Here is a 12,295-nt window from a genome sequence, read left to right as displayed (position 1 = left end):
CGAAGTCCGTAAGCCCCGTCGCACGCGGATGTGGCGGAATTGGTAGACGCACTGGATTTAGGTTCCAGCGCCGCGAGGCGTGGAGGTTCGAGTCCTCTCATCCGCACCAGACAGCTCGTGACGGCCAGCCGAAGACTGGCCGTCACGAGTTTTACTTATCCCGCTCTTGGATGCTCGCGCACGTCGTGACATAAGGGCGCTCTTTCGCCGCCCCGGCCTCGCGGGCGGCGTCGATCTTTTGGACCCCAGGGCGGAGATCGGGCGCTTGGCGCCTCGACCCGAGAATTTAAGAATGTCGATGCAGATCGTTGAAAAGTCGGGCGAAGGCCTCAGCCGCGTTTTTGGCGTCACGGTGCCCGCGAGTGAACTGGCCACGCGCCTTGATGCGCGGATCGCCGAAGTCGCGCCGCAGATGAACGTGAAGGGCTTCCGCCCCGGCAAGGTGCCGACCGCCCACGTCCGTCGCCTGTACGGCAAGGCCCTGATGGGCGAAGTCGTCGAGCAGGCGCTCAACGAGACCACCCAGAAGGTCCTCGAGGAAAACAAGCTGCGTCCGGCCGGTCAGCCCGAGCTGAACCCGTCGTCGGACATGGACAAGGTCATCGCCGGCGGTGAAGACCTCGCCTTCGAACTGGCCGTCGAGGTGATGCCGGAATTCGAGCCGATCGACCCGACGTCGATCGAGCTGATCAAGCCGGTCTACAAGGTCACCGACGCCGAAGTCGACGAGTCGCTGGACGAGCTGGCCAAGCAGGCCCGCACTTACGAGCCGCGCACCGGCAAGAGCCTGAAGGCCAAGGACGGCGACCAGCTGCTGATCGACTTCGTCGGCACGATCGACGGCGTCGAGTTCGCCGGCGGCAAGGCCGAGGGCGCCGAATTGGTCCTGGGTTCGGGTCAGTTCATCCCGGGCTTCGAGGAACAGCTGGTCGGCGCCAAGCCGGGCGACGAGATCGTCGTCAAGGTGAAGTTCCCGGAAGAGTATCAAGCCAAGGATCTGGCCGGTAAGGACGCCGAGTTCGCCACCAAGGTGACCGAAGTCCGCGCGCCGGTCGACGGCAAGGCCGATGACGAGCTGGCCAAGCGTCTGGGTCTGTCGGACCTGGCCGCGCTGAAGGACCTGCTGCGTTCGAACCTGTCGGGCCGCTACGACAACAGCTCGCGCTTCAAGCTGAAGCGCGCTCTGCTGGACGTGCTGGACACCAAGCACGACTTCCCGCTGCCGCCGCGCATGGTCGACGCCGAGTTCGCCGGCATCTGGCAGCAGGTCGAGGCCGACAAGGCCCGTGGCGGCCTGCCGGCGGAAGACGCCGACAAGTCGGAAGACCAACTGAAGGACGAGTACCGCAAGATCGCCGAGCGCCGCGTGCGCCTGGGCCTGGTGCTCGCCGAGATCGGCCGCAAGAACGACGTGGTCGTGACCGACCAGGAACTGACCGACGCCATCATGCGCGAAGCTCGCCAATACGGCGCGCAAGCCCAGCAGGTGTTCGACATGTACCGCCAGCGCGCCGACCTGCAGGCCGCCCTGCGCGCCCCGATCTACGAAGACAAGGTCGTCGACCTGATCTTCGGCAAGGCCAAGGTCGAGGAAAAGGAAGTCTCCAAGGACGAGCTCCTGGAAGAAGACGACCTGCCGGAAGGCTACGGCGGCTAAGCGCGCTGAGGCCCTGACGAAACGAGGCGCGGTCCGAGAGGGCCGCGCCTTTTTCGTATCGCCACGAAACCGCCGGCTCCTTGCAACCTGTTAAGCGCCACGCGATATGCGAGAGCGACGGCGCGCCGGGGGCTGATTCGTTTTCGCGCGCCAAATACGCAAAGTGTCTAGGCACACGAAAAGGGTGATCCCCATGATGTACGATCCGATGGCGACCGCGATGAACCTGGTTCCGATGGTGGTCGAGCAGACCAGCCGCGGCGAGCGGGCCTTCGACATCTTCTCGCGCTTGCTGAAGGAGCGGATCATCTTCCTGACCGGTCCCGTCGAGGACGGCATGGCCAGCCTGATCTGCGCCCAGCTGCTGTTCCTGGAGTCGGAGAACCCCAAGAAAGAGATCGCCATGTACATCAACTCGCCGGGCGGCGTGGTGACGGCCGGTCTCGCGATCTACGACACCATGCAATACATCAAGAGCCCGGTCTCGACGGTGTGCATGGGCATGGCCGCTTCGATGGGCAGCCTGCTGCTGTGCGCCGGCGCCGCCGGCCAGCGCATCAGCCTGCCCAACTCGCGCATCATGGTGCACCAGCCGTCGGGCGGCTTCCGCGGCCAGGCCTCGGACATCGAGCGTCACGCCGAGGACATCATCAAGACCAAGCGCCGCCTGAACGAGATCTATGTCAAGCATTGCGGCCGCACCTATGAAGAGGTCGAGCGCACGCTCGACCGCGACCACTTCATGAGCGCCGAAGAGGCCAAGGCCTGGGGTCTGATCGACCACATCAACGAAAGCCGTGACGGTCCGGACATCGCCGAATAAGGCGAAGCTTCGCTAAACGAGAAAGCCGCCGATCTGGAATCGGCGGCTTTTTTCTTGCCTGTTCGCGTGCGGCAAATCGACTCAGGTCGCCGGCTTGCCCCGGAAGATGCGATAGCCCTTCTCGTCAGCTATCGCGAGCATCTCGGTGTCCCCCGAGGTGTCGCCATAGGCGGCCGTCAGGTGGACATCGGGGCCGAACACCTCGCGCAAGCGCGCGACCTTTTCCTTGGCCCGGCAGTTGTTTCCGTCGAGGCCGCCTAGGATGCGGCCGTCCTCCGAGCACATCAGACGCGTGCCGATCAGCAGGTCCGCGCCCAGCCCGCGCGCGAACGGCGCGACGGTGATCTCAGGCGAGGCCGTGACGATGACCAGCTTGGCGCCCTTGGCCCGCCAACCGCGCCAGACGGCTAGGGCGTCGGGCCGCAGCAGGGACGGGGCGAAAGCCTCGGCGAAGGCCCGGGCGTCGGTCTCGATCTGGCTGACGCTGGCGCCCTTCATGAACTCGCGAACCGCGGCGGCCTTGAGTTTCGCGCGGTTGCGATCGAACACGTAGGTGATCAGGGCGGGGGTCAGGCGGATGACGCCGCGCGTCCATTTGCGGGGCCCCGCGCGCCACTTCAGGAACGCGTTGAAGCTGTCCTTGACGGTCAGGGTGCCGTCGAAATCGAAGGCCACCAGGGCGGGTTCATGGCCCATGTCGCCGGTCATCGGACGCGACGCGCTCAAACCCATCGCCATCAACGAACGCTTCGCCATAGACCTTCCATGCGAGCCGCGCGACGCGTGCTCTTTCCCTACGAATCTCCGTTCGGTAATACGGTCTTCCCGCCGTCGCCGTAAGGGCCAAGACGTCCAGCGCTTGCGCCCGAGCGCCAATCGCCCAATTTAGATGACGAGGTCATGACACGATCGGGCGCGTTCGAGCGTTTGAGGCGGGAAAGGCGCCGCCAAGGCTTGTGAACCGAGCCCGGATCGGGGAATGTCAAGGATTAGACAACTCCCGGCGTATATCCTGTCTGCTTCGGTGGCGGTGTATGCGCTCGGAGGGGCGTCGCGGCGTTAAGCCGTAAGTCGCCATAGTGTGAGAAGCGATCATGACGAAAGCCGCGAGCGGCGACACGAAAAGCACTCTCTACTGTTCTTTCTGCGGAAAGAGCCAACATGAGGTGCGCAAGCTCATCGCGGGACCGACGGTGTTCATTTGTGATGAATGCGTCGAGCTCTGCATGGATATCATTCGCGAAGAGCACAAGATCGCTTTCGTGAAGTCCAAGGACGGCGTCCCGACGCCGCGCGAGATCTGCGAAGTTCTGGACGATTACGTGATCGGCCAAGGTCACGCCAAGAAGGTGCTCGCGGTCGCGGTGCACAATCACTACAAGCGCCTGAACCACGCCTCGAAGAACAACGACGTCGAGCTGGCCAAGTCGAACATCCTGCTGGTCGGTCCGACCGGCACCGGCAAGACGCTGCTGGCCCAGACGCTGGCTCGAATCATCGACGTGCCGTTCACGATGGCCGACGCCACGACCCTGACCGAAGCCGGTTACGTCGGCGAAGATGTCGAGAACATCGTGCTGAAGCTGCTGCAAGCCGCCGACTACAACGTCGAGCGCGCCCAGCGCGGCATCGTCTACATCGACGAAATCGACAAGATCAGCCGCAAGTCCGACAACCCGTCGATCACCCGCGACGTGTCGGGCGAAGGCGTGCAGCAGGCCCTGCTGAAGATCATGGAGGGCACGGTCGCCTCCGTGCCGCCGCAGGGCGGGCGCAAGCATCCGCAACAGGAGTTTCTGCAGGTCGACACGACGAACATCCTGTTCATCTGCGGTGGCGCGTTCGCCGGCCTCGAGAAAATCATCTCGGCGCGCGGCGCGGCCAAGTCGATCGGCTTCGGCGCCAAGGTCACCGATCCGGAGGAGCGCCGCACTGGCGAGATCTTGCGGAACGTCGAGCCCGACGACCTGCAGCGCTTCGGTCTGATCCCGGAATTCATCGGCCGTCTGCCGGTGGTCGCGACCCTGGAGGATCTTGACGAGACCGCCCTGGTGAAGATCCTGACCGAGCCGAAGAACGCCTTCGTCAAGCAGTACCAGCGCCTGTTCGAGATGGAGAACATCGGCCTGACCTTCACCGAGGACGCCCTGCACCAAGTCGCAAAGAAGGCCATCGCCCGCAAGACCGGCGCGCGGGGTCTGCGGTCGATCATGGAAGGCATCCTGCTGGAGACCATGTTCGAACTGCCCAACTACGAGGGCGTCGAGGAAGTGGTGGTCAATGCCGAGGTCGTCGAAGGCCGGGCTCAACCTCTGCTGATCTATGCCGAAAAGAAGGGCGGGGCGGCTTCGGCCTAAACCGGAGCTACACCGCGAAAATCGGGGCGCGCCTTTGAACGAAGGCGCGCCTTTTTCGTGGATAAGCCGGTTTCGTAAAGCCGCGAGACGACCAGTGAGGCTTCGGCGCCACGGCCAGCTTGAGCGAGCGAAAGGCCTGGAAAGCCCGGGGCTTGGATGAACCTGCCCTAGCTTCGGCATTCGGGGGCATATCCACTTCAGCTTTACCGGCCACGCGCGACTTGTCGCCGCTGTGAGGCGAGCGCGCTTGAACCGTGTTGTAAAACGTCCACATAAATAACGACCATTCGCCCAGTCCCGGGCGGACGGGTCGTTCGACTCAGGCGCATCGTCTGATGTTACGGCGGCCCGCATGGCCGAGCGTCTGAGGCGCTCAGGCCGGGAGTATTGAGCACATGTCCGAACTACGTACGCTTCCTGTCTTGCCGCTGCGGGATATTGTTGTGTTCCCGCACATGGTGGTGCCGCTCTTCGTCGGTCGCGACAAATCCGTGCGCGCCCTTGAAGAGGTCATGCGCGGCGACAAGCAGATCCTGCTCGTGACCCAGAAGAATTCGGCGGATGATGACCCGGCGCCGGGCGATATCTTCGACGTCGGCGTCCTGGCCACCGTCCTGCAGCTGCTGAAGCTGCCCGACGGCACCGTCAAGGTGCTGGTCGAGGGCAAGGGCCGCGCGGCGGTCGTGGCCTTCACCGACCAGGAATCCTTCTACGAAGCCCAGATCGGCGAAGTCAGCGAAGACGAAGGCGTCGGCCCGGAGGCCGAGGCCCTGTCGCGCGCGGTCGTCGAGCAATTCGAAAACTACGTCAAACTGAACAAGAAGGTGCCGCCGGAGGCCCTGGCGTCGATCCCCCAGATCGCCGAGCCGGGCAAGCTGGCCGACAGCATCGCGGCCCACCTGTCGGTGAAGATCGGCGACAAGCAGCACCTGCTGGAAATCTTTGACGTCGTGAAGCGCCTGGAAAAGGTCTTCGCCCTGATGGAGGGCGAGATCTCGGTGCTGCAGGTCGAGAAGAAGATCCGCTCGCGCGTGAAGCGCCAGATGGAGAAGACCCAGCGCGAATATTATCTGAACGAACAGATGAAGGCGATCCAGCGCGAGCTGGGCGACCCAGACGACGCGCGCGACGAGCTGATCGATCTCGAGAAGCGCATCAAGAAGGCCAAGCTTTCAAAGGAAGCCCGCACCAAGGCCGAGAGCGAGCTGAAGAAGCTGCGCAACATGAGCCCGATGTCGGCCGAGAGCACCGTCGTCCGCAACTATCTGGACTGGCTGCTGTCGATCCCCTGGGGCAAGGCCAAGACCAAGAAGATCGACCTGCCGGAAGCCGAGGAAATCCTCGACGCCGACCACTACGGCCTGGAGAAGGTCAAGGAACGGATTCTCGAGTACCTGGCCGTCCAGGCCCGGACCAACTCGCTGAAGGGGCCGATCCTGTGCCTCGTCGGCCCTCCCGGCGTCGGCAAGACGTCGCTGGGCAAGTCGCTGGCCAAGGCCACCGGCCGCGAGTTCGTGCGCATGAGCCTTGGCGGCGTGCGTGACGAGGCCGAGATCCGCGGTCACCGCCGCACCTACATCGGCTCGATGCCCGGCAAGGTCATCCAGTCGATGAAGAAGGCCAAGACCACCAACGCCTTCGTCCTGCTGGACGAAATCGACAAGATGGGCAGCGACTACCGCGGCGACCCCGCCTCGGCGCTGCTGGAAGTGCTGGATCCGTCGCAGAACTCGACCTTCGGCGACCACTACCTGGAAGTCGACTACGACCTCTCCCAGGTGATGTTCGTCACGACGGCCAACAGCCTGAACATGCCCCAGCCGCTGCTGGACCGCATGGAGATCATCCGCATCCCCGGCTACACCGAGGACGAGAAGCTGGAGATCGCCAAGCGGCATATCCTGCCGAAGCTGGCCAAGGACCACGGCCTGAAGCCGGCCGAGTTCGTCGTTCCGGACAAGGCGATCCGCGACCTGATCCGTTACTACACCCGGGAAGCCGGCGTGCGGTCGCTGGAGCGGGAGCTGGGCGCCCTGGCGCGCAAGACGGTGCGTGATCTGGTCCGTGAAAAGGTCGCTTCGATCACCATCGATGACGAGCGCCTGGCCAAATATTCGGGCGTCAAGAAATACCGCTACGGCGAGACCGACGAGGTCGATCAGGTCGGCATTGTCACCGGCCTGGCCTGGACGGAATTCGGCGGCGACATCCTGACCATCGAAGCCGTGAAGATGCCGGGCAAGGGTCGCATGTCGATCACCGGCAACCTCAAGGAGGTGATGAAGGAGTCGATCTCGGCGGCCAACAGCTACGTCCGTTCGCGGTCGCTGCAGTTTGGCATCAAGCCGCCGATCTTCGAGAAGACTGACGTCCACATCCACGTGCCGGACGGCGCGACTCCGAAGGACGGTCCTTCGGCCGGCGCCGCCATGGGGCTGGCCATCGTCTCGGTGCTGACCGGCATCCCGATCCGTAAGGATATCGCCATGACCGGCGAGATCACCCTGCGGGGCCGGGTTACCGCCATCGGCGGCCTGAAGGAAAAGCTGCTTGCGGCCTTGCGCTCGGGCGTGAAGACCGTGCTGATCCCGCAGGAGAACGAGAAGGACCTCGTCGACGTGCCCCAAAGCGTCAAGGACGGGCTGGAAATCATCCCGGTCTCGACGATGGATGAAGTGCTCAAACACGCCCTCACGGGCCCCCTGACTCCGGTCGAGTGGAACGAAGCCGAGGAGCCGATTGTTGCGAGTGCGAAGAAAGACGAGGGTGACAGCGACGCTGTCTTGACCCACTAGACGTAAGTTATCGTTGGTAACTTAGGCGGCGCGGGAGATTCCCGCGCCGCTCGCGTTTGACGAGGCATTTTCAACCGCCATAATCCCCGCCGAGCGAGCGCCGTAAGCACAAGAACGCGTCGCCGCTCAGGCTGGGAGAAAAACATGACCACAAAAGCCGAACTCGTTACGGCGATCGCCGAGAAGGCGGGCATCAACAAGAACCAAGCCAAGGACGCTCTAGAAGCCTTTATCGACGCCGTCACCGACTCGCTGAAGTCGGGTCAGGACGTTCGCCTGGTCGGCTTCGGCACGTTCAAGGCCGTGACCCGAGCCGCTGGCACCGCCCGAAATCCGCGCACCGGCGAGACGGTCAACCGTCCCGCATCGAAGACCGCGCGCTTCCAGGTCGGCGAAGGCCTGAAGTCCTCGCTGAACGGCTAATCAGTTTTCCGCTTAACGGGAGGCGGGGCGTCAGGGGGGCTGACGCTCCGTCTTTTCGTTTTCGCGCTATGCGCGGCGGCTCGCGACGGCTAGAAGCGCCGGCCTAGAGCGCGATAGCCGAAAGTGTCAGCGGTTTCGGCGACCAGCGCGCTCTAGATGTTAGAGGTCGAGCCTGTTCATCCGTTTCGAATGGCTATTCGAGACGGACAGGCCCGGAGAGGGCAGTTAGCTCAGCGGTAGAGCGTCTCGTTTACACCGAGAGGGTCGGGGGTTCGATCCCCTCACTGCCCACCATCCCTTCGATGACCAATCGGTCGGTCCCGCGTTCTGCTGACACAGGGGTGACCACAGGCCAGGACTAGGCTCGCCCCGAACCAAGCGGGAGAGGGTCATGAGCCTGAAGGGACGATGCCATTGCGGGGCGACCCAGTTCGCGGTCGAGACGCCGCCGGCCGACGTGACCAGCTGCAACTGCTCGTTCTGCTCCAAGCGGGGCGGACTGTGGGCCTATTATACGCCCAAGACCTTCAAGCTTCTGACGGCGCGCGACCGGGTTTCGACCTATCAGTGGGGCCACTATGTCGGCCAGCATCACCACTGCGCGATCTGTGGCTGCGGGACCTACAGCGAATTTCCCGACTTCAGCACCGGTCAGCCGGACTTCGACAATCCGCGGGTCAGCGTCAACGCGCGGCTGTTCGAGGATTTCGACCTGGGCGCCGTGCCGGTTAAATACATCAACGGACGGGACGACTGGTAAGCGTTACGGCGCCGCTTTTCCTTGCGAGTTGCTACCAAAGTGATATCACTTTGGTAGCAACGCTGGAGACGCTCATGACCGAGATCCGCACGATCAACCCGACCGCCGAGCGGCCGCATGGCGGCATGGGCGGCGGCTTGCCGCTGCTGTCCTTGCCGCTCCTGCTGGGCGCCGGGATCTGGGCGCTCACGCAAGCTGAGTACGGCGTGGCCTATCCGGTGATGGCCGGTCTGCTCGTGTTCCTGTTCGCGATGGTCGCCTGCGGCTTCTACGCGCTGCAGCCGAACGAGGCCTATGTGATCACGCTGTTCGGATCCTACATCGGTACTGATCGCAGGACCGGTCTGCGCTGGATCCTGCCCTGGTACGGCCGCAAGAAGATCAGCCTACGGGTCCGCAACGTCACCAGCGAGATGCTGAAGGTCAATGACAAGCGCGGCAACCCGATCGAGATCGCCGCGAACATCGTCTGGCGGGTCCAGGACTCGGCCCAGGCCTTGTTCGACGTGGATGACTACGTCGCCTTCGTGAACATCCAAATCGAGACCGGCCTTCGGGAGGTCGCCTCGCACTACGCCTATGATCACGCGGAGGAGGGCGAGCCGACCCTGCGCGCCCACGCAGAGGAGGTCGGCGATCGGCTACAGAAGGATCTGCAGCAGCGGATCGCCGTGGCCGGCGTCGCCATCGACGAGGCTCACCTGATGCACTTGGCCTACGCCCCCGAGATCGCGGGCTCCATGCTGAAGCGCCAGCAGGCTGAAGCCGTCCTGGCCGCGCGCCGGACGATCGTCGCCGGGGCCGTTGACATGGTCGAAAGCGCCCTGGCTCAGCTCAGCGAGCGCGGTGTTGTCACCCTGGACGACGAGCGTCGCGCCTCGATGGTGTCCAACCTGCTGGTGGTGCTGTGCGCGGATCGCGAGGCCCAGCCCGTGGTCAACACTGGCACGCTGTACGGCTGACGTGGCGGGCGATCCGAATGAAGCCAAAGGGGGGCGGCGCGCGTTCCTGATGCGTGTCCGCCCCGAGGTGTTGGCCGCCGTCGAAAGGCTGGCCGGCGCCGAGTTGCGTAGCGTGAATGCTCAAGTCGAGGTATTGCTACGCGAGGCTTTGGGCCGACGCGGCGTGACCATAAAATCGTCCGGGAACGGCGAGGAACCGTGAGTGTCGCAAAAGCTTTATCGTTCCAAGGCCGAATGGGGCGGCTTGGGGTATCGATGAGGAATCGGCGTGACGGACACGAGATCGGACCGGCGACTTGGCCTGCGTGGTTTTTCTCGCGAGATCGCTCCGCCGACTGACGACACCGTACGCCTCGTCGACACGACCATGCTGTACGCCCCGCGCAGCGGTGGCGTCCGTCGCTATCTCTCTTCCAAACGGGCCTGGCTGGCCGCCAATCGTCCGGACGTCCGCCACACGCTGGTGGTGCCGGGCGCGCGCGATTCGTATGATGGGCGTGGGCGGGTCTCGATCTACGCCGCGCCATTGCCGTTCGGAGCCGGCTATCGCTGGCCCGTGGTCAAGCAGGCCTGGATGGAGCGGCTGATCCGCCAGCGGCCCGACATCATCGAGGCCGGCGATCCCTACACCCCGGGCCTGGCCGCGCTGCGAGCGGGAGACGCCCTGGGCGTGCCGGTCGTCGGCTTCTGCCACACCGACCTCGGCGCCCTGGCCGCGCTGCACATCGGCGAGTGGGCCGAAAAACCCGTCCAGAAGCGTTGGGCGGCGATCTACCGTCAGTTCGACCAGGCCGTGGCCCCCAGCCGCTTCATCGCCGGCCGCCTGATCGAGGCTGGCGTCCACAACGCCATTGGTCTGCCGCTGGGCGTCGACACCGAGCTCTTCCACCCTTCGCGCGCCGACCGCGACGCCTTGCGCCGCCGCCTTGGCGTCTCGCCGCATGAGCGCCTGCTGGTCTTCGCCGGCCGTCCCGCGCGGGAGAAGAAGCTGGAAGTGCTGGTCGGCGCGGTCGAGCGACTGGGCGCGCCCTATAGGCTGCTGTTCGTTGGGGCCGGCGGCGGGGCGCCGGTCAGCGACCGGGCGATCTGCCTGGACTATGTCCGCGACCCGGCCGAGCTGGCCGGGGTCCTGGCCAGCTGCGACGCCTTCGTCCACGCCAATGACGCCGAACCGTTCGGCTTGATCGTGCTGGAAGCCATGGCTTGTGGCCTGCCCGTGGTCGGCGTCGCCGCCGGCGGCGTGGCCGAGTCGGTCGACGAGGAAGTCGGGCAGCTGGCCACGGAATCGGACCCCGCCGCCTTCGCCGAGGCGATCGAGGCTCTGTTCGCGCGCGATCTCGCGGTGATCGGCGCGGCCGCTCGTCGTCGCGCGGTCGAGCGGCACGGCTGGGACGCGGTGTTCCGCCAGCTCTGCGCCATCTATGGCGGCCTGAGCGGCCACCGCGCGTTCGGCGGCCTGGCCCAGGCCCGCGATCACTAAGCCTTTCTGATATCCGCCAGGATTTCGTAGCTGCGCTTGCGGGCGGCGTGGTCGTACATCTGCGAGGCGGCCATCAGCTCATCGGCCTGGGTCATCTCCAGCACCTGGTCGATCTTGCGCCGCACCGTCTCGGGGGAGCCAATCGCCGAGTACTGGAAGGTATGGTCCAGGCCGGCCAGCTCGGCCGGCGAGGCGTGCTCGCGGATGTCGTCGACCGGCGGCGGCAGCAGGCCTGGTCTACCGCGCCGCAGGGCCAGGAACTGCTGCTGGGTCGAGGTCGACAGACGGGTCGCTTCGGCGTCGGTGTCCGCCGCGCACACGCCGATGCAGACCATGGCGTACGGCTTGTCCAGGACCTCCGATGGCTTGAAATGCCGGCGATAGAGAAGAAGCGCGTCCAGCAGCGAGTCGGGCGCGAAGTGAGCGGCGAAGGCGAACGGCAGGCCCAGGGCCGCGGCCAACTGGGCGCTCCAGGTCGAGGAGCCCAGCAGCCAGATCGGCACGTCCTGGCCTTCGCCCGGCACGGCGCGCACGCTCTGGTCCGGCTCGGCCGGCTTGAACCAGTGTTGCAGCTCGACGACGTCCTGGGCGAACGAATCGACCGCGCCGGCGTAGCGGCGCAACGCCCGCATCGTGGCTTGGTCGGTGCCCGGCGCGCGGCCCAGGCCCAGGTCGATGCGGCCGGGATAGAGGGCGGCCAGGGTGCCGAACTGCTCGGCGACCATCAGCGGCGCGTGATTGGGCAGCATGACGCCGCCCGAACCGACCCGAATCGTCTTCGTCCCGCCGGCCACATGGCCGATGACCACGGCCGTCGCGGCGCTGGCGATCCCCGGCATGTTGTGGTGCTCGGCCAGCCAATAGCGGTGGAAACCGAGGGCCTCGGCGTGGCGGGCCAGGTCAAGGCTGTTGTGAAGAGCCTGGCCGACCGTGGTTCCCTGCGGAACAGGCGCGAGGTCGAGGACGGAGAAGGGCGGGTAAGCGGTCATCCTCGGAAGATGGCGCGCGAAATCGGCAACTCAAGGCGTTGCGGAAACC

The 12,295-nt window shown here is 65.1% G+C and carries 10 protein-coding genes and 2 tRNA genes; 10 read left to right on the top strand and 2 right to left on the bottom strand.

What is annotated here, in order from left to right; translation table 11 throughout:
• Nucleotides 1–24 precede the first annotated feature (24 nt).
• The 3 genes from ABIC66_RS20580 (at nucleotide 25) to ABIC66_RS20570 (ending at nucleotide 2,480) form a co-directional block, all read left to right on the top strand.
• Nucleotides 25–109 (top strand) — tRNA-Leu (locus tag ABIC66_RS20580).
• Nucleotides 110–298: 189 nt separating this feature from the next.
• A complete protein-coding gene (gene tig / locus ABIC66_RS20575) occupies nucleotides 299–1,657 on the top strand; it encodes a trigger factor (RefSeq protein WP_354072654.1) in 1,359 nt (452 codons plus the stop codon).
• A 184-nt stretch (nucleotides 1,658–1,841) separates the two neighbouring features.
• Nucleotides 1,842–2,480, top strand: a complete 639-nt coding sequence (locus tag ABIC66_RS20570; protein ID WP_354072652.1) for an ATP-dependent Clp protease proteolytic subunit — start codon at nucleotides 1,842–1,844, stop codon at nucleotides 2,478–2,480.
• A gap of 81 nt (nucleotides 2,481–2,561) precedes the next feature.
• Here the strand turns inward: ABIC66_RS20570 and ABIC66_RS20565 are convergent, their stop codons facing one another.
• The gene (locus tag ABIC66_RS20565; RefSeq protein ID WP_354072650.1) at nucleotides 2,562–3,236 is read right to left on the bottom strand and encodes an HAD-IB family hydrolase; all 675 of its coding nucleotides are present in this window, start codon (nucleotides 3,234–3,236) and stop codon (nucleotides 2,562–2,564) included.
• A gap of 338 nt (nucleotides 3,237–3,574) precedes the next feature.
• On the opposite strand from ABIC66_RS20565, the gene clpX reads away from it, so the two are divergent.
• From clpX to ABIC66_RS20530, 7 genes are all read left to right on the top strand, one after another.
• Nucleotides 3,575–4,837 carry an ATP-dependent Clp protease ATP-binding subunit ClpX gene (clpX, locus tag ABIC66_RS20560; RefSeq protein WP_354072648.1) on the top strand — a complete coding sequence of 421 codons (1,263 nt, stop codon included), beginning with the start codon at nucleotides 3,575–3,577 and terminating at the stop codon, nucleotides 4,835–4,837.
• 395 nt (nucleotides 4,838–5,232) lie between these two features.
• Nucleotides 5,233–7,632: an endopeptidase La gene (lon, locus tag ABIC66_RS20555; RefSeq protein WP_354072646.1), complete on the top strand. Its 2,400-nt coding sequence runs from the start codon at nucleotides 5,233–5,235 to the stop codon at nucleotides 7,630–7,632.
• A 144-nt stretch (nucleotides 7,633–7,776) separates the two neighbouring features.
• Complete coding sequence (locus ABIC66_RS20550) at nucleotides 7,777–8,055, top strand: HU family DNA-binding protein (protein WP_013079364.1); 279 nt, start codon at nucleotides 7,777–7,779, stop codon at nucleotides 8,053–8,055.
• A 219-nt stretch (nucleotides 8,056–8,274) separates the two neighbouring features.
• Nucleotides 8,275–8,349, top strand: a tRNA-Val gene (locus tag ABIC66_RS20545).
• 97 nt (nucleotides 8,350–8,446) lie between these two features.
• Nucleotides 8,447–8,815, top strand: coding sequence for a GFA family protein (locus ABIC66_RS20540; RefSeq protein WP_354072644.1), 369 nt, complete (start codon nucleotides 8,447–8,449; stop codon nucleotides 8,813–8,815).
• Between the two features lie 74 nt (nucleotides 8,816–8,889).
• Nucleotides 8,890–9,777: an SPFH domain-containing protein gene (locus ABIC66_RS20535; RefSeq protein ID WP_354072643.1), complete on the top strand. Its 888-nt coding sequence runs from the start codon at nucleotides 8,890–8,892 to the stop codon at nucleotides 9,775–9,777.
• A gap of 268 nt (nucleotides 9,778–10,045) precedes the next feature.
• Nucleotides 10,046–11,257: a glycosyltransferase family 4 protein gene (locus tag ABIC66_RS20530; protein WP_502910381.1), complete on the top strand. Its 1,212-nt coding sequence runs from the start codon at nucleotides 10,046–10,048 to the stop codon at nucleotides 11,255–11,257.
• Here the strand turns inward: ABIC66_RS20530 and ABIC66_RS20525 are convergent.
• Entirely contained in the window at nucleotides 11,254–12,246 is a 993-nt protein-coding gene (locus ABIC66_RS20525; RefSeq protein ID WP_354072641.1) for an LLM class flavin-dependent oxidoreductase, read from the bottom strand. The two genes, ABIC66_RS20530 and ABIC66_RS20525, sit on opposite strands and share 4 nt — an antisense overlap.
• Nucleotides 12,247–12,295: the final 49 nt, after the last annotated feature.

This window comes from Caulobacter sp. 1776 (assembly GCF_040545685.1).
Taxonomy (GTDB): Bacteria; Pseudomonadota; Alphaproteobacteria; order Caulobacterales; family Caulobacteraceae; genus Caulobacter.
This window is presented reverse-complemented; position numbering and strand designations above follow the sequence as displayed.

What these genes read in the sequence shown, in the direction of transcription:
- ABIC66_RS20550 (WP_013079364.1), top strand. Translation starts at nt 7,777, where the DNA reads ATGACCACAAAAGCCGAACTCGTTACGGCGATCGCCGAGAAGGCGGGC.
- ABIC66_RS20525 (WP_354072641.1), bottom strand. Translation starts at nt 12,246, where the DNA reads ATGACCGCTTACCCGCCCTTCTCCGTCCTCGACCTCGCGCCTGTTCCG.
- lon (WP_354072646.1), top strand. Translation starts at nt 5,233, where the DNA reads ATGTCCGAACTACGTACGCTTCCTGTCTTGCCGCTGCGGGATATTGTT.
- ABIC66_RS20535 (WP_354072643.1), top strand. Translation starts at nt 8,890, where the DNA reads ATGACCGAGATCCGCACGATCAACCCGACCGCCGAGCGGCCGCATGGC.
- tig (WP_354072654.1), top strand. Translation starts at nt 299, where the DNA reads ATGCAGATCGTTGAAAAGTCGGGCGAAGGCCTCAGCCGCGTTTTTGGC.
- ABIC66_RS20565 (WP_354072650.1), bottom strand. Translation starts at nt 3,236, where the DNA reads ATGGCGAAGCGTTCGTTGATGGCGATGGGTTTGAGCGCGTCGCGTCCG.
- clpX (WP_354072648.1), top strand. Translation starts at nt 3,575, where the DNA reads ATGACGAAAGCCGCGAGCGGCGACACGAAAAGCACTCTCTACTGTTCT.
- ABIC66_RS20540 (WP_354072644.1), top strand. Translation starts at nt 8,447, where the DNA reads ATGAGCCTGAAGGGACGATGCCATTGCGGGGCGACCCAGTTCGCGGTC.